Source organism: Wolbachia endosymbiont (group B) of Aricia artaxerxes (assembly GCF_964026975.1).
Taxonomy (GTDB): Bacteria; Pseudomonadota; Alphaproteobacteria; order Rickettsiales; family Anaplasmataceae; genus Wolbachia.
In genome coordinates this window covers 314189-338938 of the sequence record NZ_OZ034718.1, presented here as the reverse complement: position 1 = coordinate 338938, position 24750 = coordinate 314189, and the positions used below count along the sequence as shown (strand labels likewise).

The window sequence follows — 24750 nt, the reverse complement described above, 5'->3', positions numbered from 1 at the left end:
TTCTTCAATATCCATATCAAGCCACTGATTGATTCCACCACCAACCATTGAGCTAAGTGATAATATGCTCAGCCTTAAATCTTCTGCTGAGACAAAAAATCTTGTAACGCTGCTTGAATCTTACTGTAATCTGCAAGATCAAGTTCTTCTACTGCTTCTCTTGAAATACTTGCAAGATTTGCAATCAGTGCTACTTCTTTTTCTGCATCATTATTACTCATACGTTCAACAGCTAGGCGATCTCGAACTTTTGGACGGCGTAGAGTTATCTCTGAAACTAAAATTCCATCAATTTTTATTGGTTCAGTTAATTTAATGTTTTGCATTGTTTTACCTCCTCATTTAAATTCCTAGAGCTGTGCGCATAGAAGCCATTTGATCAACACCATCGATCTTGCGAATCATGTTTTCTGCATCAATTTCAATTAATTCTCTGCTATCAATAGTGAGCTTATAATAGTTGGCAGCAACCATACATTTTAGTGTTGCTTTTTCAGCAGGTTTCCAGCTACCAAAATCAAGTTCTTTAAAGAGCCCTCTTAAGTTAACTACTACCGATTCAGCTTCACTATTACTTCCTTGTAATCCTCCACGTAAAGTAAGAGAGACTGCATTATTATTTATCAAGCCGAAAAGCCTAAAGAGCTCAGAGTCATATTCAGCAAAAGTGAGCTCTGCTTCTAATTTCTCCATGCCCATGTCAATGCTGACTGGTATATCCATTCCACCTGCGCGATATTCTTCAGTTTTTATCGCAAGTTTTGGTAGGCTAATTTCATCGATACGACCAGCATAACCTCGACCATCAACGAATACGTTAAAATTCTTTAGGATCTTTGGTAACACCTCTCTTTCTCTCCTTTTTACAATATTACGCCACTCACAAGGTGTGACCTGAAAGTAACCTGTTCAGCTGGATATGGTGGCGTGAACTCAAAATCAAAAAACACTTTTCCACTTGCAATATTTATTGGTGTATTGAGTTCAGGTGTTGCATAACATTTTCCGCTAATAATCGCCCCTTGTGCTTTTAAACTTGCCAGGTAGAAATTCACCCCCTCAATCACATCATCTATATAAGTTTTGGTGATATTGCGATCAACTGCCCATAAATGAGCTCTAAGTAGACTGTCGTTAATTAAGTCTGCAGTTCTTCTCACTGACAGAAAAGCCCATTTTGAATCATCTGAACATGTTCTATTGCCCCAAAGCCTATAGCCATTTTGATGAATTATCGTTGTTACTTCACTTTCATTTAAATGGTTTGCTCTACAATTTGTATTACCGAGCGTAAAATCAATAGGCCTGCTTGTGCCAACAATACCGTTTATCTCTTTATTTGAAGGTGAGTGCCAGAAGCCTTGCTCGCTATCTACTTTCGCTATTAAACCAGCTACAAATGGGCTAGACGGTAAAATTTCTTCTTTTCCTTCAATAAATACCTTAACCCATGGATCAACTACGTAAACTCTTGAGCTGCCTACACTTTTTCTCCCCTTGATTGCTTCTTCATCATTGGTATTTGGTCCATCTGCTACTATTATAGCTCTTAATTTTTCTGCTACAGAAATTAATGCTGCAACTACTGCATCTTCTGGTAGTTGGTGAGTAAACTGAGGTGCAATTAGTATTCTAGGTAGCACATGAACTATACTTTCACTACTAAGAAATGCCTCAATTCCCTGATATTCTCCCGTTTCTTTGTCAACACCGCCAATTATATTCTTCAGCGTCTCTTCTTCTTTTAATTTTGGATCACTTTCTTTAACTCGAATAACTACTACTGTTGCCCCAATTTGGGAAAATATTCCATTTACTGCAGAAGGTAGTGTTCCACTCTTTCCAAGCTTTGCTGCTTCCTTTAAGCTTCCTGAAATTAACACTGGTTTATTTAGCGGAAATTTTTGCTCATCAGCTTCAGGTGCAGTACCAATTACACCTATCACTGATGATTTAGTTGTACGTACTGTCTTTGCTCCTGAGGTTACCTCAATAACATTTACTCCGTGTAAAAATTCTTCAGCCATTTCTTTGTATCTTTTGTTTAAAATCGTTTAGTAAGTTCTCTACACTTTTGGCTTCTGCAATTTTCTTCTTGGCAATGTCTTCCAACTCTTCACATTTAATTATTTCTTTTACTGCTTTTTTTGCTTTTTCTTCAATTATTCTTGCCATTTCAATAACTGTAATACCACGGACTTTTGCTAATGGCTCTATAATTTCCGCATCCTTTTCATTCATAGATTCTGGTGCTGCTAAAATGTTCTCTGCGGCTTTCGCTTGAATCTCATAAGATTTAGCTTTTTGGTGAGAATGACCTGCGTATTGGTGAGTATAGTTATCATAATAAGCACGAAGATTAGAAAGTGCAGAAAACTTCGCATTTTGCAGTAACTCCAATTCAATGTCTTCTTGATTTCGCTGAGCAATTTTGCCTCCTTCTGTTAAACAATAGCTTTTTTGCCAATCAAAATCTTCTGGTGCTTCATACCAATCATTTCCAGTTGGCTTGTTTTCAAGTGTTGTTGTTTCAATCTGCTTGTGGTTTTCAAAACGTATATAAATAGTCACAAATTCCTCCTCATTGCCATATTTGATCAGTTCGTTCTAATCCTGGACATTGCCAAGCTTTTAGCGTTCTCTCTACGTCCACCTCAAGCCCTGTAGTTAGAACATTGCTACGTATGTTATAAATCCCCCACTGAATAAATTGACCATAGTTGTGTACATAATTTGATGCAAGCATACCTTGACTAACTTGTGTTCTGGAATACAGATAAGATGATGTGTAAAGTAATATTGCAACTGTTTTTCCTGCTGGAATCTTCACATTACCAGATCCGGCTAACTTGCTATCAGAACTTGTGTATTGGTAAACATTTTTCCATACTATTTTTGAAATACTTGATTTATTAGAATTAGTGTTATCAGGAGTTCCCACAAATAATCCTGCTCCCCCATACTCCGTACTCGAATACGATGATCCAACAAATTCTATTGTTTTATTTATGTTCACATTGGTTGTATTTTTTACAAATACTACTCCAAGTGCAGCATACGGGTAATAGTATATCTCATCATAACTACCAGAAAAACTTTTTGTGCATAACTCTCCGTAAATAAATGTTCCTTTACTTCCCTCTATAAAACTTAGTTGTCTTGGCCGATAAAAACTAACGTAATCTGTATTGTACGTATGGCTACCTGCTAGTAGTTGTAACATATAGTCAGTTTTTGTTATATCACTACTCCACTTTCCAAGCTCTGTCGTAAAAGTTCCGTGGCCAAAATAATTATTTTTTCTGCCAAGTACACCAAATAAGAAAGGTAATGACCCTGGTTCAACCATGTTGCGCTTTCTTATTTCATTTATGAGAGACACTTTTAACTGTTCATCCCGAGTTTTTACCTCATTAGAGATGTTTTCAATTCGAGTTTCTATTTCTCCTATAATTGATGAGCCAGATGGTACATTATTAACAGCACGAAAATCTTCTACTAAACCTTTAAGACCATCTTTATGACTATTACTAATGCTATTTATTGCTGCAATATTGGCATTCTTTCTCGTATCAAGTAGTGATAAATTTGTTGTTCCTTTTTCATCAATTCTCTTTAATAACTGCTTCTCTGATTCAGAGATCACTGCTAAAGAACTAGCTTTTTTATTATCCAGATCAGTTAAGTGTTTTTTTGCACTATCAAGAAGTTCTTTTAGCTTACCATCTGTCATCTGCACAATTTCAGAAACCGCACTTTTGTCGATTATTGATTCCAGTGCTTTAGCAAGATATGCTAATTGATCTGGTGTACTATTTGCTGCTAAATCCTTAAGCCTTTCTTGTAGTGCATCAATTATTTCTTTTACTTTAGTCATTTGCGCAATATCAGAAATAGCTTTTTTACCTATCATCGATTCCAATGATTTAGCAAGGTACGCTAATTGATCAGGTGTGCTATTTGCTGCTAAATCTTTAATTCTTTGATGCAATGCATCTATGGCTTCGTTAGCAATGGTCATTCCAAAAATTCAAAAAAGTCTCAAAATTCAGTCGTTCAAATGCTTTTTTAAGCTGATTGTGCTCATTTTCTCTTTTAGCGATATCTTCATCTATTTTCTTAATTGTGGTACGGATACGAACAACATCTTCTACTGCAATATTTTCTGGATGTGGCAATGGATATCCTCGTTTGGTTTGATCAAAAGTCATTTAAATTTTATGTTACTATTACTCTGAGATTTTTGACTTTAGGACGATAAACAACCGTTCCACTTAAAACTAATTTTACTCTAGTCTCATTAGCATTAAAATTTGATAGCACATGAGTTCTCTCCACCCAATTTTCCCCTATTGGTTTTCCTGATGTTAAATTGACTAATTGCCATTCTCCCATGTTTTTCTCTACATAAGTTTTAATGTCTGCAGTGCCAGGTATCAGCGCATCATAGGTAATTGTTATCTTAGTGTTAGAACCTGCTGTAATACTTCTTGTAACATAATCTCCGAACTCTGAAAGATTACCCATAACTAGCTGTAACCCAGGATAGAGAACAGGACTTTTTTCTCGCCCTCCTTTTAGGCTTGCTTTTACCGTTAGCTCTCCAGATAATCTTTCACGCAATGCAAGTGGCAAATTATCAGACAAAAAGTTTTCTCTTCCCTCTTCATCTGTTAAGATAAATTCTACATTAGTATCAAATGCTACTTTTTCGACGTTCGTCAAAACAATTAAATCTGAAGTATTGGTTGCTGTAACTTTGCCAAGATCAATAACATGAGAATTTTCGCTAAATTTTGCAGCTAGTAGTCGAAACGTTAAATCTAAATTTTGATGTGGAGTCCACGTACTTGCATTGCTTGATGACAGTAATACTCCTACTTGATATGGCTGGCTTGTTACCCAACGGCTATTTACCGCATCATATTTGCCAAGTTCTGCTATTTTTACTGCAGTACCAGGATCATCAGTAAGTAGCACTATTGCATACTCTTGTTCTGCATGGCAAAACACTGGTGACCACTCTATACGTGTTGCTGTGCCATCTACTTTTATATCTTTCGGCTCAATATAGCTTTCAGCAATAACAGTCTGCGATGGCATTCCCACTGCTGTTTCTCTAATCTGCACAACAACACGTTTTTTGCCTTTATTTATGAACCATAGCTCTACACCTCCTATGTGTCTGCTTTCATTTAGAGTAAATGTTTGGGCTAAAGGGTCAACTCGTCTTGCTGCGATAACTCTTCTTCTTTCTTCTATGGTAATTGTTTTTTTACCAGTATAAGTTGCTTCTCCATAGCTTCCTTTATTCCCATAAAATTGCACTAATTTAGTACCGGCTGGAATGTTTGCTGGTACTTTCACCTTTCCCTTTAATTTTCCCTGGTTGTTAGCTCTTTTTTCCACTTGCCTTCTATGCTATTGGTTGAATACTTAGGCCATCAAATTTTACTTCCTTAAGCTTTTCATCTGGTTCAAAACCTTCGATCTCAAAATTCTGTATTGCTTCTCTCATAAATTCAGTTTCGTATGAAGTACTTGACAGCAGCTCTGTCGTTTCTTTAACATTAAATACTCTTGTTACTGGACTTTTCCAATTCGTGGTAACCTCTGTCCAGTGGTCAATGTTTTTATTTAGAGTAATTTGTGCCGGTACTGGATCAAAAGCTTGGTATGGATTGATCTTTTCTCCTTTAGTCTGTAAAAGCTGCTCCAGTACCGGTTCAAGTTCATACGGCAAAAGATATCTTTCCCCACCTTTTTCAATATCTGCAACTTCTACATCTATTGGCAGAACTAGCTCTCTATTTACTATTGCTGCAGACTGCGAAATTCCTTGATCACGCATATCATCATCAAAGAATGGGTCAACAAATACTCCTTTTTTGGTAGTAGGTTCTCTTGAATTTGCATCACTGCGTAGACGTTCCTCTGCAATAAGTAGCATAAGATCATTTATTCCCCTTTTCATTGCTTCAAGCTCATTCATTGGTACAGCATGAATAGCATTATTCACTATTTTCACCCCTTCTCCGTTTTTCCATGTTTGGTGAATGTAGCAGAGCAAAAGTTGTCCAGAGGGTGCTTTAGGCATTGACGGTCTCCAGGGATGGGCAATTCCCTTGATTCTTCTCACCACTCCTTTTGCATCTATAGTGATTAAATCATAGCGGGGCATTTTCCAGGTGTAATCAACCAGAACCAAGCTATTATCAACTGCTCCTTTTACTTTGCATCCCTCTTCACTTATATCTTCAGGGCTTACGTGGGTACGGCAACGATAGGTTATTTGATAACTACTTCCAGGAGCTGGCTCTTTACCTGGTAACGACCAATCAACATTTCCTGCGTTTAGTTTGTAATCTGTACTATTTTCATAGATAACATTACCTTGTTTAACTTGAATAATCTCAAGTACCGCAGAGTCAGGTATTGGATCAACAGCTCCTGAATATGAACCATGAGTAATGGTAACGGTTTTTTGAACAGTTATATCTACTTTTTTGATTTCACTTATTGGAAAATCATTAACCTTCAGTTCCATTACCCTTTGGCTATTTGGCTGAAAAGTATGTGGTTCTGATTCAACTGATTTTATATCCGGATCTTCATCAAAAGAAACACGAATACTGTGAGGAAGTTCAATCTCATAGCCATCAACATGAGCTTTGCCCTCATTAATCACAAATATTTTTTTTCCTCTTTCTCCCTCTTCCTTTTGCAGGAACATTACTTCAAGACCATTTACGACGTAGGAACCATTTGCTTCTTTGTCATAACGAGCAAGAGCAGTAGTTACTATATTTGCTTGTGGTGGCGGTGAATGTTCTATCAATACTCCATTTTCAATATGGTAAATTGGGTAAAATTCGCCATTTGTAGAGTTAACAGTAACACTTTCTATTTGGTATCCCCAAATGGTGGAAACTTTAAGCCTTGCAGCCCCTACTTCTTGATAATTTCTTGTACCAACAGCAGGATCACGAAGATCCTCATCCTCAAGTTCTGTAATAGTAGATAGGGTGAAAAAAACACCTATACGAACTGTGGTACTCAGTGGAATAATAAATTCTTCTTTTTCGACTTTTCTAACTGCTCCACGAAGATAGATTTTTCCTGATTCAAGCGTAACTTTACCAGTTTCTCTATCTATAATACAATTGCTTCCTGTTATAACATCACCATCACGAAATATTGCATCACCTATGTCTTTAAGCTTAGAAAGAGCATACTCCTGAGTCTCGTTTAATTCTGCAGATTGCAAACCTCTTCCTGCAAGAAATAAGCTTTTCTCATATTCTTTGTCAGGATTAAAGCGGTTATAATAACTATTTAAGGTCATTTTGTTTCAAAAAGTTACAACAAATGAAAAAGTTTCCCGAGTTGCAGATGTTCTGATAAGTGGCACGGTGTGTTCTAAAACTAACAAAATTCCAGGATTTTCCACGTCTTTTGGCTCAAAATATCTCTGCCCAGATGACACTTTTTCCTTTACCTTTGTACCAACCATAACCCCGAGCTCCCTTATTACTTGATTTGCTGCGTCCGTGAAATCGAAAGTAAATTTAAGATAGAGATTATTAGTTGGTACATTAGAGGGTTTAAACCTACCTGTGGGAGTTAGAAGCTCTCCATCATCATCACCAGTACAAAAGAGTATCTCATCAACAACACGACGTCCAACTTCCTTAATTAATGTTGCAGAAGTAATTAGTTCCGGTGGTGTGTCTTGAGTGTACTCTATAGTGATTACGCTATCTGCTATAATTGCACCATTTTCTACACGCTCAATAGTGCCTGAGCTACTATCAACTATATAATCTATGCTTGACTGATAAATTGTTTGCCCTGTATAAACTTTTACATCTTTAATAGTGTGGTGATCTAAACTTATCTTGCCGCCTGCTGCAAAAGTTTTTTCAACTTTGTAGCTGCTTTCCCAGGTAGAATCTCCAGATCCCCAAGCAAGATGTATCGGTTGCTCTTTTATGCTCGCAGCAATAGCTGCTCTGCCTGATTGTGTGAGTACTGACATAGTTGATTGTGCAGTTGATATTATGTATATACAAGATCCGTAGAAAAAACGTCCAATTTTTTTGCAATAATAGGATCAAAATCTTTCCAAGGGCGATTTAAGTGGCGATGTTCATGCCAAGTAACCATACCTAGATAGAATGCTGCTACGTAATTTTCTAGCTCATGAATGGGATCTTTCTGTTTTGAATCTGAATCATTTTTACAATCAACGTGATATTCCACTAAATTAGACTCTATTATTTTTTGATCAGTAAAATTCTTCGCTTCATAGTAATAAGTTATACTAAATCGCTCTAAAATTGGTGTACGTTGAAAATTCCAAATCTGCTCAGAAAGTTTATCTTCACTTAAGTGAAGTGTATGCTCTATTTCTTCATAAGTAGTTGATGCAAAACAAGCATTTATATCCCCTAAGTTCCAACTATTGTAAGTTAAAAATATGATATAAAGGAGATAAGAGGGAGATAACCCTACTCACTATAGGAATAGAGTTATCACGGGCGTGTGCGACCGACCAACTGTTGGTATTATAACCGTTCGGATCAAGGTACACTAGCCCATCTCTCGATACGTTTGAATAGTTGCATGGGACATATGTATGCACCCGTTTACAATCTTAAATTAATTAAAACTAATCGAGGTTATTATGATTACATCTTATCAAAATTTTATTGGCATTGATATTGGAAAATTTAAAAATGTTGTTGCAGTTCACAAACAGAAGAACGCTGTCGAATTCGACAATGATACTGCTGGCTGGCAACAATTGTTTCAAGATTTTTCAAATATCTTACCTAATTCTTTAGTAACTCTGGAAAACACTGGAAAATATGAGCTTGGCTTAGCACATTTTCTTGTTGATAAAGATATTGCTGTACATCGAGCTAATACTCGCAAAGTAAAAAGCTTTGTTCTATCTCATGGAACTTTAGCAAAGTCTGATCAATCAGATGCAAGAGCCCTTGCTCAGTAAGGGTTTGAACGCTATAGTACTCTATCTCTATTTGCACCTATGTCAAAAGAACAAACAACCTTAGTTGCACTTTGTCAACGTCGTGATGACATTACAAAAATGAGAGCTCAAGAGAAATCTAGGCTTGCAGCACCTGAAAACGACCATATAAAAGAAAGCTGTCAGAAAACTATTGAATTCTTTAATAGCCAGATAGATGAGCTCAACAATACCATACAAAAAATTATTGATGAGAATCCAGAGTTACAAAAGCGCCAAAAAATCCTTAAAACAGTTCCAGGAATAGGTGCAAAATTATCTCAAGATTTTCTGTGTCTAATGCCAGAACTTGGTTATGTAAGTAGGGGAGAAATTGCAAGTCTTGCTGGAGTTGCACCTCATCCGAAAGAAAGTGGTAAAACTATTGGTTATCGCAGAATAAGTGGTGGCAGAAGCAACGTTCGTGAAAAGCTTTTTACAGCTGCGATGTCTGCTTCAAGGTCTAAGTCTGCGCTTGGTGCCTTCTATTCAAGGCTTGTTGGTAAAGGTAAAAAGAAGATGGTGGCTATGACAGCTCTAATGCGTAAAATCATAGTAATTTCCAATGCGAGGCTTAAAGAAGCAGTCAATGTGAATTAAAAAAATCTGCATAGAAAATAGGTTAACGAATATGTGGATAAATACGTCTACACACATTTAAAGTATTTATACACATATTCGTTAACCATAAGATCTAAGCAGTAACTGTTGTTTGATACAAAATTTTTCTATGATTAAGTTAGGGTTTTTATTGTCAAAAATGCACTTTTTACTCGAATAAAAAACAAAATTACAAACAAAAGTTGTAATGAAACTAAATTCAAAAAATTTTAAAAAACATAGTTGATCTGACGGTTCTGAAAATTTTATGTCTTCTCCTGGGTCTAAAAGCTGCATTGTTCCTGGCTCTAAACCTGATAGTGCCACTCCTTGCTCATTACTTTCACTTTCTCCCATGATATTTGCTTCTGGATCGAGTCTCGTAATAAATCCAGCAAACATTGCTGCAGTTTTCTTTCTCACCAGCTCTGCATCATCATATTGATCAAGTTCGTAGAGCTTTAGCAGTATATTAGAAAGCCAAGGCTCCCCTCTGATTTGCCCAGGTCTTAATGGTCTATAAATATGTAAAACATCATTTGCTGGCACTCTCACTGATTCTCCAAACATACTTTCACCAGGGTGTTCTTTAAATAGGTAGTATGCTTCTCTTTGCCCAAGCCTGTTAAACTCAATCCCGTTTCTTATTACATTACCATTTCCTAAAGTTTGATTTGTTTTATTATCTAAATGTTCAGACTCAAGTACTTGTAGTTGTAATGGTACAGAAAATCTATCTTCCAGCTTTCTCGTTCTTAAACGTACAAAACATTCTCCTCCCTCTATCATACTTCTGCACACTAGAGCTTGTAATCCATAAAAATCACTTACTCCGTTACTGTCTGCTTCATCTGTCCATTTTAGCCATAATTCTTGCACCTTCTTTCGAAATTCTCCATCTCTTGCTTTTGATTGTGGTTTTATTCCTGTTCCAATAGAGTTACTTACTATCGTATCAATTATATTTGCAGCGTAAGGATTTTTTCTCACCATATCACGTGATCTACTACGTAAAGTTTCAAGGCTTTGAGACAGCAAATTGTTTATACTTCCTAACTCTGGTTGAAAGTGAAAAAATCTTCTTCCTGATCCTGCTGCATCCCAGGCTGAGCTTTTGATTTTTGGCTTACTAAATAGTTGTTTGAATGATTTGAGTAGCATTACTTCTCTTTATCTGAAACTTTAGATAACTCAGCTTCTAATTCCTCTATCGTTGGTAAAGCTGTCTTTATATTCTCTGGTAGACTTTCAGTTATTCGATATTCTGCTAGTCCTATTGGTTTTGTCATATCTTTTAGAGTGTATTTTGCTAGTACATCATTTTTAGATTTACATAAAATCAACCCTACAGATGGTTGATCTGTCTCGTGTTTTAGCAAGTCATCTACTGCTGAAAGGTAGAAATTCATTTTACCGGCGTATTCTGGTTTAAACTTATTATCTTTCAATTCAATTACTATAAAACAACGTAATTTTAGATGGTAGAATAATAGATCGACAAAGAAGTCTTCATCACCAACATCTAAATGAAATTGTCTACCTACAAATGCAAAGCCTTCACCAAGTTCTAACAAAAACTTCTCCATATGTCCTACAAGACCTTTTTCTACTTCTCTTTCATGAGCATCCTTTCCTATACTTAAAAAATCAAAAATATATGGATCTTTTAACGTGTAATGCGCTAGATCTGATTGAGGTGAAGGTAACTTCTCTTTAAAATTAGTGATAGCCTTTCCTTGACGTTTATGTAACCCAAGTTCAATCTGCATTACCATGATGTTTCTTGACCAGCCATGTTCTATAGCTTCTTTTATGTAGAATAGCCTCGCTTCTTTGTCCCGAACTAAGTCCATCAGAAATACATTATGTCCCCATGGCAATTGGGCAACAAGTTGTTGCACAAATTCAATATCTTGATATTCCCCTGCAAACTGCCTCATATATTTTAGATTTCTTGTGCTAAAACCTTTCATTTCTGGAAACTCAGCCTTTAAGTCTCTACTTAACTGCTCAATTACTTTGGATCCCCAACCTTGGCTCTTTTGTTTTTCTAGAATCTGTGTTCCAATATAATGATAAAGTAGTAGTAGCTCTTTATTTACTGTTCTTGCTGCTTTATAACGACTAATAGCAATCTGTTCTTTCAGCTGCTCTAAAAATTCTGTATATTCTTTTGCTATAATTTTTGTCATACGGTTCCTTTCAACGATTTTCATCATTATATGATCCCCTTACTCGTTGAAAAAACAATTTTCCTCTTTGGCTTCATGCCCGCAACTTTTAACCCCGCTTTTATTCGTTGCCTGAGCTCCAATAAATCCTTTATTTGAACTTCCCCGTACCGTACAATATGGTCACCATATGCAATTGATACTACTCTCTCTCCATTTTGTAGTTTCTTTATCGCTTCTTCGACTTGAATTAAATATTCTTCGTTATACATTTCACTTCTCATTCAACCATTGGCTTTGCCTTACTTTTTTAGGCTTTTTGCTTTCCATTTTTCCACTCAAACTATTCCATTTACTCTCTGGCCAACGATCGATTCCAAGCGCAATAGATGCTGCTCTCGCATAAATTCGGCAATCTAGTACTTCATTTCTTTCTCTTACCTTTTGCCACTCTTGTTTGGTGTATCCTTTTACTACTTTGCTGACTAATTGCTCTGCTGTTAGCTGCTTAAAATACTCAGGTGCATACTCGGGAAAATGACAATACCCTGCTGGCACTTCTTCTTTTTCCCCGTTTTTTAAAACATTAAGTAGCTGAAAAAGCTCTGATTTTAATATCGATACTCCCACTGGCCAGAGCTTTATTCCTCTTTTCAGCTTTTGACCACCAACTGTTATATCTACTCTGCTTGGACTGCTAAGTGGTACTAGAGCTTTATTTACACCTTTGACTGCCATTACTCTTCCACAGCCTTGATGACCTCTTATCCAATTGTATACTTCTTGCGTTGCATATCCAGCATCTACTGCCATCATACTTATCATATATTCAAGCCCATTTTCACCGATAAAATGATGATTTAACAGCTCTGAAAGCTTTTTCCATACTTCTCCACTTCCTGTATCTCCTTCAAATACTCGGTAGTCTATTGACCAATTTTCTCTGCCTTTTCCCCAGGCTACAACTTCTACTTCCAAGCGATCTTTTTGAACATCTACTCCTGCTGTGAGAACTACTTCGCCTTTTGGTACTGTGCCAATCTGAAAAAATTCTCTCCTGTTAAATAATTGCTTCCAGTCCGGTACTTCTCCTTTATCTACCCAGGTTTCTCCAAGCGTGGTATTTATCCAAACTTTCAGTAATTGTTCACTTTCCTTTGCATGGAGAAAGTCCTCTACTGCTTGTTGCCAACTATACCAGCCAACTGGACTATAAAGACTTGAAAGATGAAATCCTTTTTTCTCACCTTCTTTTGCCTCTGTAGCTCTCCATTCTCCACGTTCTAGCATCTCTGTCTTTTGATGATTTTCTATTTTGCCGCTACATTCAGTGCAGACATAATGTGCTGTTCTTGAGTCGTTATTTTCCCATTTTATTTGTGACCATTTTAGAACTTGATAGTAATTACAATGCGGACATGGTACAAAAAAATATCTCTTATCTGTTGCTTCAAACTCCTTCTCAATTCTGCTTATTCCATGAATCGTTGGTGTTGATACTAAAAAAATCTTTCGACGTGCAAATGTATTAGTTCGAGCAATACTGAGCAGTACTGGATCACCTTCTCCTCCTGAATCTCCTGGATAGGCATCTATTTCATCAAGAAAGAGATATTTTACTGGCATGGATCTAAGTCCTACACTGCTGTTTGCTCCGGTTATTACTACTATTCCACCTGGAAATTCCTTACTTTGTACAGTATTGCCTGAATCTCTTGATCTTGGGTCTTTTACTTTACTTTTTAAACATGGTGTACTTTCAATCAGTGGCGCAAATCTTCCTTTTGACCAACGCTTTCCCATTTCAACTGTTGGCTGTACTACTAGCATTGGTCCTGGTGTTTGATCGATGATATAGCCAATCCAATTGTTGCCAGCTTCTGTTCCTCCAATCTGCGCTCCCTTCATAAATACTACTTTTTCTGCTGGTGAGGACGGAGAAAGTGAATCCATGATTTCTTTTAAATAAGGAGTTCTTTCCGTTCTCCACTTTCCTGGCTCTGATGCTGCAGTTGGTGCTAGAACTCGATACTCATTCGCCCACTCTGATACTTTAAGCTGGGGATCTGGCTTTAATCCTGAACAAAAACTGGCACTGTAGATCATTATGCTCCACTCAAACAACTGTTGTGTAAACTTTCTACTTCAACACTATCAATTTCTGATCTGACACTTTCTGTGCCTCTTTGCCCTTCTAATTCCATAAACATCTTTTTCTGAAATTCCTTTTCTATATATCTTTTGCTCATCTCACTTATAATTATTGCTACAACAAGCGCAAATATCCCTGTTATTGTTGCAAAAATGATCGCACTGCTTATTGTTGTTGTTATCAACCCTATATATACTGCTACTGCTATTGCGCTGACTGTAGTATAGATGCAGATAATATTATTATGTTTTTTCGTCCTTTTGTCTGCTATTTCTCTTTGTGCTATATATTTATTATGAAGGATTGGAAAATTAACAACGGTATCTCTGCAGAGCAATGCCCCATTTTTTTCAGTAAATAAAACTTTAAGTAACTCCAAATTATTTGATTTGATTGCTAAGTGCAAAACAGGTGTATAATTTGCTCCTTTTTTCAGCAATAACTTTACTACATGTAAATGCCCTTTTTCCGCAGCAAGGTAAATCGGTGATAAACCTTTATTATTTACAATATCAATATCGATTTCTTCCTTTAAAATTGCATCTACAAGCTCAATTTCTCCCGTTTGTGCAGCTAAATGGAGTAGACTATTCTTTTCAGAACCGTATTTATTACTCATCAAAGCCTTCTTTATCTCAGGTTTAGCGTAATCAAATGGTGTCTTGCCGCTATCGTCTCTTACCAGAGGGTCTATATCTTCTCGCGTTAGTAAAACTTCTATTGTTTTCAGTCTTTCAGCATAATGTAGTGGTGTTTTATTTTCATAGTCTTGCAAATTGACTTGAGCATTAGGCTCCTTTATTAAGGATTTGAGGATATCAAGACATAAGTCTCTTTCATCGTAATTAGTATTACTTACAGCTATATGCACAGGTGACAATTTCATTGAGTTTTGTCCCATGCGTGCACTATTCACATCTGCTCCAAGCTTCAGCAGTAACTTTACTATCTCCAACTTTTTATTATTAACTGCATAGTGCATTGGTGTCTGATTTCGTGCATCAAAGACATCTATTTCAGCTTTTCCTTCTCTTATCAAAATCTTTACAACTTCTGCATGTCCTATCCCTGCCGCTAGATGTAATGGAGTATGATGCAAAGCATTTCGTACATTAACGTCAATACCTTTTCTGATCAAATATCTCACTGCATTAATTTCACCTATCATTGCAGCTAAATGAAGTAAACTATCTTGTTCTGACCCGTATTTGTTATTAATTAGCGCTTGTAATATCTCTGCTTTTTTCCCTTCTTTGGCGTAATCAAGAGATGTTTTACCATCATTATCTTCTACAAAAGGATTGATATTCTTTTTTGTGAGTAGCAGATCTACCATGCTTAATTCGTCAAACTCTATAGCGCAATGTAGTGGTGTCTTTCCATTTAATCCTCTAACATTAACATCTAATCCAGGTTGATTGATGAGACACTTTATTAACTCTAAACTTAAGTTATCAGTCATTTTATATTCAAAATCTTTTTATATTTGAAATTTAGTGTTAGATAATTCTTCGAGTGAGTTTGTAATCTCTTCAGTTAGCGCCATATGAATCTTTTCAGTGTCACTCAGTGATGCAAGCAGCGCTGAAACTCTATTTGGAATATTAAGCAAATTATTACGAACAACTCTAGCGACGTTAAATGCTTCAGTTTTTACCTCTTCAATTGACACAAATTTGCCTACTTCAGCTTTCACTTTAGCTTCCAAAAGTTTACCACGCTCGGTTTCATTTTTTATTCGCGTTTTTAGCAATATCGTTGAAAGTGTTTCTCCGCGCTCTTTTCTCCTCAGTGGTTGACTTGGATCTCTTATTGCTGCTACCGCTTCATTTGCTTGTTCTCGGTCAATAAGTCCATCTTCCAGCTCAACTATTCCTTTTTTTACTAAAGAACAGACATATTGCCTCGAAAACCCTTTTTCCCTTGCCCATTCTGCTTGCGTAATTCTCACTTTTTTTCTCCTTTTTAGCACTGCTCAGCTATAATTTCGTAAGTAGTTAACATTTGAAATATGTCTAACGCTAAAGAAGGCCCGAGGTCGGGACCACCAAATCCTTCAGCCTGGCCGAAAGGACCCACTTTTTATGATACTTTTAATGTATTAAAATCTTTACTGAAATTCATAACATAGAACATTAAAGCTAAAGAATCTGCTTCATTATCATCTGTTGGACAGAAACCCTTTTCCTGTACTGCTTCAATTACATCAGCTTTACTTGCATTGCCTTTGCCTGTTATAAAGCGTTTGATAGTTTTCACAGATACACCTTTGTATGGCATATGATGTTCTTCACACCAAGCAGAAAGATGTGCTAAAAACCCTCCATAGATATGTGAAGCATCAGTTCCCAAGTGTCTTCTCACTTCTTCAAAGTACACAACTTCAATACCTGGAAATTTATACTTAAGTGCATTAAGCCAATTACGAAAATTTAAAAACTGCATTCCACCACCACTAAACCTGCTAACATGAAAACTCTTACTTCCACTTTGTACTATTCCATCATGTAAAATAGTCCAACCAGTTTGTTTGCCAAGATCTAGGGTGAGCATTTCCTTTCAATTGCTGAGTACATATATATACAAGATTTGGAAAATTTTCGTCCAAAAAATCTTCAATTTTTGAAAAATTTTTTATAATTAACTCTTTCTTGAAGATGTTTATTTAAAAACCTTACTTACCCTAAATATGATTTTTCTACTTTTAGAGTTTTTTTTATTATTCTAAATCTTATATTTTATATGTTTTTATATATGTGTATATTTTTATATATGTATTATATATATATTATATATAAGGGTTTTAGGAAGCTGGAACCCTCCATATTGGCGGACTTCAGATATGCCGTTCCTAGGAACGGTTTTAGGAACGCATGGTGAAAACCCACCATACAGGCTAATTCTAGATTCCTAATTCCTGATTTAGGAAGCCAGTAATTAGGAACGGAACTTAAGGTTATAGAGAGCATACTTTTCAAGTATTTTCCTCTTAAAAATTTAAGCTATTCTTTTAATAGCGAAATCCACATTTTTAGCTCTTTAGGTGATATTGAATTTCAAAATATGAAATTCTTATATATTTTTAATATAATTTTAGGAAGTCTGAGCTACCCATTCTTTGAAATCCATTCAAAATAGGTTCCAAAAACCTGAACTGTATTATTTTAAATTGCACCGGTATTATTCTCAAAAAAAAATAACAGAATATCAATAGATTAAAAATCGCATCAGTATTATTTATTTTTGCTCCTGTCCTACATAACGGCATTAATAACTCTCATCCTTAAAAGCATCAATTTGTTTTTAAGGAAAGTTATGAAATTACAAAACTACCATATAGTTATTAAAAATGTAAAATATCAAGCTTATAGACTGAAACTTGCTAAGTGCTTTATTAATGAAGCTCACGAAGATCTTGAGCAAGAACTCTTCTGTGAAATTTGGCCATGTCTTGATCAATATGATGAAGATAAAAGTAGCTTTAACACTTTCGTAGCAAGATTAACTGAAAACAAAGCTATTAACTTGCTAAAGAAACAGCGATGTGCAAAACGCGATATCAATAACTATATTAGTATCGATGTAACAGAGCTACTTGAGAGTGAAATAACAAAACGCATTGATGTAGACTATATGATCTCGGTTTTACCAAAGGAATGGCAAAATATATGTGAGCAACTTAAATTTTTCAACTTACATGAAGTTGCCAAAATGAACAACGTTTCAAGAACCACTTTAAACAATATTATCAAGAAGATACGTGCCAAACTTTCTTCTATTTACTACGAAGGCAAAAAGAAAAATTGAACAAAATTTTTGCCTTTCTTGTATATATACATCGTAGCATGGATAAATAATGATTCTTAAAATTTTGAATAATAATGAAAGATTGCAAACAATATCAAGTGTAAAGATGGTCATCTTTGGTCCTTATGGTATTGGTAAAACAAGTCTACTAAAGACTATAGATGAACCAACACTTTGCCTTGATTTTGAAGCAGGGCTTCTTGCTGTTCAAGATTGGCAGGGAGATTCAATTAGTCTTCGCACTTGGAATGAAGCTAGAGATATTGCTTGTCTTATAGGGGGATCTAATCCTGCGCTGAAGTCTGATCAAGCATATAGCCAAAGACACCATGAACATGTATCTCGTAAGTACAAAGATCTTTTTTCTGAGTTTTCTAAATACCGATGCATTTTTGTAGATAGTATAACCGTTGCTTCACGTTTATGTCTTTTATGGGCAAAAATGCAACCTGAAGCTTTTTCTGAGAGATCAGGAAAACAGGACATGAGAGCTGCCTATGGATTACTTGCTCAGGAGATGATGGCTTGGCTCAATCAGTTTCAACACATCAGAGACAAAGACATCATCATAGTTGGCACTTTAGGTCAATATCTCGATGACTGCAATCGTCCAACTTGGCTACCTCAATGCGAAGGGGCTAAAACTGCTAGTGAAATTCCTGGAATAGTTGACGAAGTAATCAGTATGGTTGGAATCAAGAAAGATGATGGAACGGAGAAACGCTCTTTTGTTTGCCACACTTTAAACCCTTGGGGATACCCAGCTAAAGACCGTAGTGGACGCCTGAGTATGGTTGAAGAACCGCATTTAGGCAAGCTGCTTACAAAGATTAAAAGCAAGTTTTAAAATTTAAACATGGAGAGTGATATATGTTACAAAACCTATTAACTGATTTTAACACTGTAAAACCGCAAAGTAGACTAATACCTAAAGGTACAATAGTAAAGGTAAAAATGACAATCAAGCCTGGAGGTTATGAGCATTGGTTTACTAAAAGCCCTACTACCGGTAGCATTTATTTAAATACAGAATTTACCGTTATTGAAGGTCTATATGAAAAGCACAAGATTTACCAAATAATTGGTATTAAAAGTAATAAAGCAGAAGATACTTGGGGAGAAATGGGTCGCTCTATGCTTCGCAGTATCTTGGAATCAGCACGTGACATTCATCCACATGATAACTCAGAAGGTGCAATCCTTGCTCGTAAGCTAAATTCAGTTGCAGAATTAAATGGGTTAGAGTTTACAGTAAAGGTAGGTGTTATAACTGATGAATATGGAGAAAAGAACAAAATTGCTTCAATAGTTACTCCGGAATACCGTAAAAATTATGAAATTGACAGAATACCATTTTGAAGTACGACGAGGAAAAGCTTTGGTCTGCTGTCGTTACTAGAGGTATTCAGGACGCAGTAGGAAAAAACCCAAAGCTAAGAGAAGAAGCAATTAATTGGCTGAATTCAAAATCTTTTGAAACTGTTTGTGAGCTAGCTAATCTCAACTTTACACGTATGGAAAATATGTATGGGAGTTTTATGTCTAAAAAGCAAGAAAAGATAAAAGCATTATTAATTGATAATATCAAGGAGTGCCTTTCTTACCTACTTCCAAATGGTGAGTTTTACCGAGAAAAAACTTATATTGGAGACTTAAATGGAAATACAATTACAGTTAAAATAGTAGGTAAGGAAGCTGGTGATTGGCGTAATTTTACTGAAGGAACTGGTGGTGATATTATTGATCTTTGGATTTTAATTAAGGGTGATATATATTCTGCTAGAAAGTGGCTCAATAAAAAATCAAAGAGTGGAGAAAAAAAAGGGGGGAAAAGAGAAGAAAAAATATTTTCTGTAAAGCAGTACTTAAATGATCAATCACCAATACCAGAAGATATAATAGCTCCACGAATTCTCACTCCAGGTGGTCTTTTAGTCATTGGTGGTACTCCAAAGGTTGGCAAAAGTTATTTTCTTCTCTCTTTGCTTGCACATCTTGCAGCAGGAGTGTCGTTTCTTAAGATGAAGTCAGCAAGGCCACTAAAAATAGTCTATCTGCAAAATGAGATGGAGTACAATTATATCAGGGAACGCATACAACAAATCATAACTAATCAAAGACTGCCAAATCTAGCAGAAGAAAACTTGATTATTACTACAAAGATGAGATTAATTTTAAATGATGAAGGTATAGAGAAAATAAAAGATATTATAAAAGAAAAGTTTGATATCAAAATGATAGACCTTATCGTTTTGGATTCTCTTGACTATGAAAATATATTTTCTGGCCTGCAAAGCAGAATAGAAAAATTACGTTCTATAATTAATCCTATGGCTGGAATAATTATTACACGTCATACCAGAAAAGTATCCACAGCTACACTCGCAAAAAGTCCTTTTCAAGCTTTAATTGGTGCTAATGCTTTAAGAAGTTTTTATACATCTGGTATGGTAATGTTTCAACCAAATAAACGTGCAAATATCTTGCAAGTAGTATATGAGCTAAGAAACGGTAAATCAATACCAGCAAAATTCATTAGCAGAGTAAATGGGCGTTGGCAGAACTCTAAAATTATAGCTACGGCTTAATTTATCCACAAAAACCGACACTATGCTAGAGCTAAAAACTCAGCTTTTGCAAAACATCAGATCTTGTCTTTTTCATCTTTTACCAAGAGGGACATTTCGTGGTGATAAGTTTTATGTAGGTGATGTACAGGGTAACAAGGGCAAAAGTACTGTAATAGAGTTAACAGGCGAAAGAGCCGGATTATGGAAAGATTTTGCAACGGGAGAAGGTGGTGACATTATTGATCTTTGGGCAACGGTACACGGGAAGAATGCGAGAATAGAGTTTCCTGAAGTAATGCTCTCAATAAGTGAATGGCTTGGAAAAACCAACTTCAAAGAACAGAGAAATTTAGAACAGTACTTAACTTGTAGTTGGAACTACTACGATGAAAATAACCAATTGATTGTAATAGTCTATCGTTATGATCCTCCTTTAGAGAAAAAACAATTTAAACCATTTGATGTTAAAAAACAAAGGTTCAAAGAGCCAGAAATAAGGCCACTATACAACATTCCAGGTATTTTAAGGTCCGATAAAGTTGTTCTGGTTGAAGGAGAAAAATGCGCAGAAGCACTTATAGAGAAAGGAATAACTGCAACAACAGCAATGTTTGGAGCAAATGCGCCTATTGATAGAACAGATTGGACTCCGCTTAGAGGTAAACATGTTATCATTTGGCCAGACAACGATGAAGCAGGTAATAAATATACCAAAAACGCTGAAAAGAGACTTTTAGAACTTGGTGTTGCATCACTTGCTACGCTTAAGATTCCACCGGATAAGCCAAGGAGTTGGGATGCTGCTGATGCTGTACAAGAGAATATAGATATTTTTGACTTCATAGAAAAAAACTCAAGAAAAATAATTATTAAACCACCGCTCGATATTTTCAGCTGGAGTGTAGAGCGTTTTGTAGGTCCAGTACCAAAGCAAAGATTTCTTGTTGAAGGGTTATTTCCTTTGGGTGTAACATCTATTTTGGCTGCAATGGGTGATACTGGTAAAGGTATGCTACTTCTTGACCTAGCCCTCAAGGTTGCGGGTAGCATAGATCAGGTATGCGGATTTGGTCCACTTGTTACTGAACATGGATCTGTGGTGGTATTTTCTGCAGAAGATGATACAAATGAAATACATCGTCGCTTAGAACGACTTGATCCCAAATGTGAAAGATTAAAATATAAAGATAGGCTATTTATTGTACCACTGCCAAATATAGGAGGATCTTTTGCCATACTTAAGAATGTTCGCGGTAAAGTTGTAGAAATATCTCCAGAATTTGAGTCTGTAATGAAGCAGCTGAGCAGGATAAAGGATTTAAAGCTCATTATATTTGATCCCCTTGCTTCTTTCATTCATGCAGATTTAAATGCTGACCCAGCAGTAGGGGATTATCTCATGTGTTTATTATCTGATTTAGCATGTAGCACTGGAGCTTCAATAATTACTGCACATCATATGAGAAAGCTGAAGGGAGAAAAGCCTATATCAACAGTAGAGCAAGCACGAGATGCTATTCGAGGTACTTCTGCTCTCGTAAATGGAGTCAGGTGTTCTTTTGCTTTTTGGCCTGTTGAGGATATAACTAAACCGATGATTTTTAGGTCAATTGGAAAAATCCCAAGACAAAATGCACTATTTTATGGAGCAGTTGTTAAAGCAAATGGCCTTGCTGATCGTACCATACGCACTTACCTAAGAAATGAAGAAACAGGACTATTGGAAGACATTACTGAACAATTAAAAGCTCAAAATACTAGTAATAAGGATCTTAAAATATATCTTATTGATTCAATTGCGCGAGCTGCTATTTCAGGACATCCATTTACTCATACAGGAAGTGCAGGAATACATAAACAACGGCATAGACTGCCTGAAGTTTTTCATAGTATGGGAAGGGATAGACTAGAGCGTATAGTTCAAGAGCTTTTACAAGCAAAGCAAATAGTTAAAGGAATGGCTAATGGTTCAAAAGAAGATAAATGGCTTGATGTAAAAACAGGACCATTTGCACGTGGAGTTGGAAAATTTACTCATGGAGCTGAAAATTTTTAAAATCAGGAAATTCTATTTTTTTATAGTCAAAGTAAAAGGGTTAATACGATAACCATATGATGATCTTTGCCAACCAAGGGTTTGTATTACATCATCACGTTCAATACTTAATCCTAATTTCTCAGCAAGCGTAGCTTTGATTGTTCTTTGCATTTTATTTAATGGTTTTCTGATTTGATGTTCTAAATCTGCTTCTAAACTAAGTCCCAAGAGTTTTTCTAACTGATTAATATTGAGAAGTGTATGTTTTTCAGGTGGTAATTCTTTCTCACAGTCATGTAAAAATTGCCTAAATAATATTCGAAAAATATTAAGACATGATGCAGCTTTTTTATTTATAACTTCAATACTATTAACATATACCATACCTTTAACTACCTGTAACTCCAAAAGCTTTGTTGGTATAATTGGTTCAACACGTTTAAGCGAAATATATGAAGCTGGTAAAACTTGCAAAGAAGTATTTTCTACTACCTTTGCTACTCCTCTTTTAGCTGCCTCTCGGAATATCTCAGTTACAGTCTTAAGCTGACAAAACAGTTTCACCATTGGCACTACATATAGATTCAGTAATAGATTTGGTATATCTTTTTTTAGAGTGATGAGAACTGTAGGGTGGACTCTAAGTTTATCTATAGTTAAAAATATCGCATCAGTACAAAAATCAAGGATTATTAGATTTACAATACGACCTTGATTACAAATATAATAAACTCCTTGTTCCACTTTTTCCCACATAAGTCTTGAATCATTCAACTTTGTTTCAAACCAGTCTATGACCTTTTCTGTATTTAAGTATATGGATAAGAGATGAAATCTCTGTTTTTGATAAGTGTTAGGTAAAATATGACGAGAACAGTTTTCACAAATAGCGTCATCACATGCTTCATCAAAGTCTGAATCAATAAAAATCTCATTACTACAACTTGGATCAACTACATTTGGCCAATCAAGACGATCTTCCTCACGAGAACAAACAATATAATACCTTTCTTGCATTTTTATCCATCCAAGATCAAATAAGTATCTTGCTGCTTTAATATGATTTTGGCTTGGATTTACCCAAGAACTATTTGAACTTAAAAGATCAGCAATTTGCTCGTGAAAGAATTTTAAGACCATAAGATTGTTCCATATGTTTCTTCAGGTCCTCTCTTTCTTTTTTATTGAGTGGATGCTCTGAATAATAAACTTCCCCACTTATTTTGAAAGAAAATGTTACCTTTTTGTTTTGGAACATTACTTTAGCTGATTGAATAGATTGTAGTATGTTGCCAATAGCTGGCTTTAAAATATGTAACTCTGGTGCAATAGGATCATATGGCTTTACACTCAAAGTAAGATATGTATTACTATTTTTAAAATAATCTGACTTAAAATTTAACTCAAATATACAAATGTCAGAGTCAGAACCATCTATACATGCTTGAAGAAATTTGTTCACTTGTAATGGAAAGTTCTTATCTTGTATACTTACAAAAGTACATTCGCAGTCAAAATACCCACTTACAATGCTATTTGCTATTTCCACAGCCTTGTTAGTATTTTTAGCACAGAGATTAACCTGAGTGCCATCAAGAGAAAAGTCTAAAATCATCCACTCAGGTTTATGACCATGAACAACTTTGTTTGAATTAAGCAGTAAATCCATGTCACTTCCTCGACGTACAAACATATATATTCGATCTTGATGATGGAAAAAACCCTGCAACTGGTCATCATCCTTAAGTATCTGCTCTACGGCTTCTCGTGACATAAATTCCTTAAATGAAGTATGTATTTGTCTTGGTGATTTCTGTAAAGCAAATGATACGAAACCTTTCTTTTGTACTTTATCAAAATGATAGACAGATTTTAGAAGTTCACAATTTATGTGAAATAGTAAAAACAATAAGGATCTTTTATCATACTTGGTATTGTTTTTTACCAGGTACGATCTCATTAACTTCTCAGTCAGAGCAAATCTTGCTACTTCACTAACTGTAGCCTCAAGTTTTGTACGATCAAAGTAGCTAATGAGATAATAGTCAAAAAGAGAGTCAGAGTAACTGGTAAGTATCTTACGTTTTTGTTGAGTGGATCTATCGTCATAATTTCCGTCCTGAAAAAGTTGCCCATTTAAATGATTTTTAAAGCAATGCTGAAAAATGATGCTAAGTTGTTTACCAGAAAGGGAATCTAACCAAGATTGACGTACATTAGAATCCTGAAAACGTTCTAGTAAGAGGTTAACAGGAACTTCTAAATCACTCTCCCAGAATTCATTACTTGGATAAACATTCATGATACTTTAAATAAGCTATATCATAATATATAATATGATAATTTAAGCAAAGATTTTTTGGACATAATTTTTTCAAATC

The 24750-nt window shown here is 35.6% G+C and carries 23 protein-coding genes and 2 pseudogenes; 6 read left to right on the top strand and 19 right to left on the bottom strand.

The genetic code is table 11. The annotated features are described in order from the left end of the window. Nucleotides 1-74: 74 nt before the first annotated feature. The 10 genes from AAGE00_RS01565 to AAGE00_RS01520 are packed head-to-tail and all read right to left on the bottom strand — an operon-like array spanning nucleotide 75 to nucleotide 8262. The gene (locus AAGE00_RS01565) at nucleotides 75-326 is read right to left on the bottom strand and encodes a phage tail assembly protein (protein ID WP_265034250.1); all 252 of its coding nucleotides are present in this window, start codon (nucleotides 324-326) and stop codon (nucleotides 75-77) included. Nucleotides 327-342: 16 nt separating this feature from the next. Next, a complete protein-coding gene (locus tag AAGE00_RS01560) occupies nucleotides 343-846 on the bottom strand; it encodes a phage major tail tube protein (protein WP_265034251.1) in 504 nt (167 codons plus the stop codon). Between the two features lie 17 nt (nucleotides 847-863). Beyond that, nucleotides 864-2027 (bottom strand): phage tail sheath subtilisin-like domain-containing protein, encoded by a 1164-nt coding sequence (locus AAGE00_RS01555; RefSeq protein ID WP_341815293.1) that lies wholly within the window; start codon nucleotides 2025-2027, stop codon nucleotides 864-866. Then, nucleotides 2020-2571, bottom strand: coding sequence for a hypothetical protein (locus AAGE00_RS01550; protein ID WP_265034252.1), 552 nt, complete (start codon nucleotides 2569-2571; stop codon nucleotides 2020-2022). Before AAGE00_RS01550 ends, AAGE00_RS01555 begins: the two co-directional genes overlap by 8 nt. Nucleotides 2572-2581: 10 nt before the next feature. Further along, complete coding sequence (locus AAGE00_RS01545) at nucleotides 2582-4021, bottom strand: hypothetical protein (RefSeq protein ID WP_265034253.1); 1440 nt, start codon at nucleotides 4019-4021, stop codon at nucleotides 2582-2584. After that, a complete protein-coding gene (locus AAGE00_RS01540; protein ID WP_264687101.1) occupies nucleotides 4008-4211 on the bottom strand; it encodes a hypothetical protein in 204 nt (67 codons plus the stop codon). Before AAGE00_RS01540 ends, AAGE00_RS01545 begins: the two co-directional genes overlap by 14 nt. A 7-nt stretch (nucleotides 4212-4218) precedes the next feature. Next, on the bottom strand, nucleotides 4219-5409 hold the full coding sequence (locus AAGE00_RS01535; protein WP_265034254.1) for a hypothetical protein: 1191 nt from the start codon (nucleotides 5407-5409) through the stop codon (nucleotides 4219-4221). 7 nt (nucleotides 5410-5416) lie between these two features. Continuing rightward, a complete protein-coding gene (locus tag AAGE00_RS01530) occupies nucleotides 5417-7345 on the bottom strand; it encodes a DUF4815 domain-containing protein (protein WP_265034255.1) in 1929 nt (642 codons plus the stop codon). Nucleotides 7346-7351: 6 nt separating this feature from the next. Further along, on the bottom strand, nucleotides 7352-8038 hold the full coding sequence (locus AAGE00_RS01525; RefSeq protein ID WP_264378050.1) for a hypothetical protein: 687 nt from the start codon (nucleotides 8036-8038) through the stop codon (nucleotides 7352-7354). 20 nt (nucleotides 8039-8058) lie between these two features. Then, nucleotides 8059-8262 (bottom strand): hypothetical protein, encoded by a 204-nt coding sequence (locus AAGE00_RS01520; RefSeq protein ID WP_341815292.1) that lies wholly within the window; start codon nucleotides 8260-8262, stop codon nucleotides 8059-8061. A 424-nt stretch (nucleotides 8263-8686) separates the two neighbouring features. Between AAGE00_RS01520 and AAGE00_RS01515 the strand changes: the two are divergent. Continuing rightward, nucleotides 8687-9631: pseudogene (locus tag AAGE00_RS01515) on the top strand (IS110 family transposase). Nucleotides 9632-9877: 246 nt separating this feature from the next. On the opposite strand, the pseudogene AAGE00_RS01510 reads toward AAGE00_RS01515, so the two are convergent. The 7 genes and pseudogenes from AAGE00_RS01510 to AAGE00_RS01480 form a co-directional block, all read right to left on the bottom strand. Beyond that, nucleotides 9878-10792 (bottom strand): annotated as a pseudogene (locus tag AAGE00_RS01510) (phage portal protein); the annotation flags it as partial. Then, complete coding sequence (locus AAGE00_RS01505) at nucleotides 10792-11823, bottom strand: YhcG family protein (protein ID WP_012482036.1); 1032 nt, start codon at nucleotides 11821-11823, stop codon at nucleotides 10792-10794. The pseudogene AAGE00_RS01510 and the gene AAGE00_RS01505, both read right to left, overlap by 1 nt. 26 nt (nucleotides 11824-11849) lie before the next feature. Beyond that, nucleotides 11850-12074 (bottom strand): hypothetical protein, encoded by a 225-nt coding sequence (locus tag AAGE00_RS01500; protein WP_211908700.1) that lies wholly within the window; start codon nucleotides 12072-12074, stop codon nucleotides 11850-11852. Nucleotide 12075: 1 nt separating this feature from the next. Next, the gene (locus tag AAGE00_RS01495) at nucleotides 12076-13908 is read right to left on the bottom strand and encodes a phage terminase large subunit family protein (RefSeq protein ID WP_264376791.1); all 1833 of its coding nucleotides are present in this window, start codon (nucleotides 13906-13908) and stop codon (nucleotides 12076-12078) included. Next, nucleotides 13908-15416 carry an ankyrin repeat domain-containing protein gene (locus AAGE00_RS01490; protein WP_341815291.1) on the bottom strand — a complete coding sequence of 503 codons (1509 nt, stop codon included), beginning with the start codon at nucleotides 15414-15416 and terminating at the stop codon, nucleotides 13908-13910. Before AAGE00_RS01490 ends, AAGE00_RS01495 begins: the two co-directional genes overlap by 1 nt. Before the next feature lie 18 nt (nucleotides 15417-15434). After that, nucleotides 15435-15905, bottom strand: a complete 471-nt coding sequence (locus tag AAGE00_RS01485) for a hypothetical protein (protein ID WP_264376886.1) — start codon at nucleotides 15903-15905, stop codon at nucleotides 15435-15437. 131 nt (nucleotides 15906-16036) lie between these two features. Beyond that, entirely contained in the window at nucleotides 16037-16507 is a 471-nt protein-coding gene (locus AAGE00_RS01480) for a Holliday junction resolvase (RefSeq protein ID WP_265015122.1), read from the bottom strand. A 762-nt stretch (nucleotides 16508-17269) separates the two neighbouring features. Between AAGE00_RS01480 and AAGE00_RS01475 the strand changes: the two genes are divergently transcribed. Genes AAGE00_RS01475 through AAGE00_RS01455 form a run of 5 tightly spaced genes read left to right on the top strand, consistent with a single transcriptional unit; the run spans nucleotide 17270 to nucleotide 22387 of the window. Beyond that, entirely contained in the window at nucleotides 17270-17761 is a 492-nt protein-coding gene (locus AAGE00_RS01475) for a sigma-70 family RNA polymerase sigma factor (RefSeq protein ID WP_341815290.1), read from the top strand. Nucleotides 17762-17810: 49 nt separating this feature from the next. Continuing rightward, nucleotides 17811-18608 (top strand): ATP-binding protein, encoded by a 798-nt coding sequence (locus AAGE00_RS01470; protein ID WP_265015120.1) that lies wholly within the window; start codon nucleotides 17811-17813, stop codon nucleotides 18606-18608. A gap of 23 nt (nucleotides 18609-18631) precedes the next feature. Further along, a complete protein-coding gene (locus AAGE00_RS01465; protein WP_265015119.1) occupies nucleotides 18632-19120 on the top strand; it encodes a hypothetical protein in 489 nt (162 codons plus the stop codon). Beyond that, nucleotides 19117-20349, top strand: coding sequence for an AAA family ATPase (locus tag AAGE00_RS01460; protein WP_341815289.1), 1233 nt, complete (start codon nucleotides 19117-19119; stop codon nucleotides 20347-20349). The genes AAGE00_RS01465 and AAGE00_RS01460 overlap by 4 nt, the downstream gene beginning before the upstream one ends. 22 nt (nucleotides 20350-20371) lie before the next feature. Then, complete coding sequence (locus AAGE00_RS01455; RefSeq protein ID WP_341815288.1) at nucleotides 20372-22387, top strand: AAA family ATPase; 2016 nt, start codon at nucleotides 20372-20374, stop codon at nucleotides 22385-22387. Between the two features lie 12 nt (nucleotides 22388-22399). Here the strand turns inward: AAGE00_RS01455 and AAGE00_RS01450 are convergent, their stop codons facing one another. Both AAGE00_RS01450 and AAGE00_RS01445 read right to left on the bottom strand, forming a co-directional pair. After that, entirely contained in the window at nucleotides 22400-23509 is a 1110-nt protein-coding gene (locus tag AAGE00_RS01450) for a hypothetical protein (protein ID WP_341815287.1), read from the bottom strand. Further along, on the bottom strand, nucleotides 23475-24671 hold the full coding sequence (locus AAGE00_RS01445; RefSeq protein ID WP_264377181.1) for a hypothetical protein: 1197 nt from the start codon (nucleotides 24669-24671) through the stop codon (nucleotides 23475-23477). Before AAGE00_RS01445 ends, AAGE00_RS01450 begins: the two co-directional genes overlap by 35 nt. Nucleotides 24672-24750 lie beyond the last annotated feature (79 nt).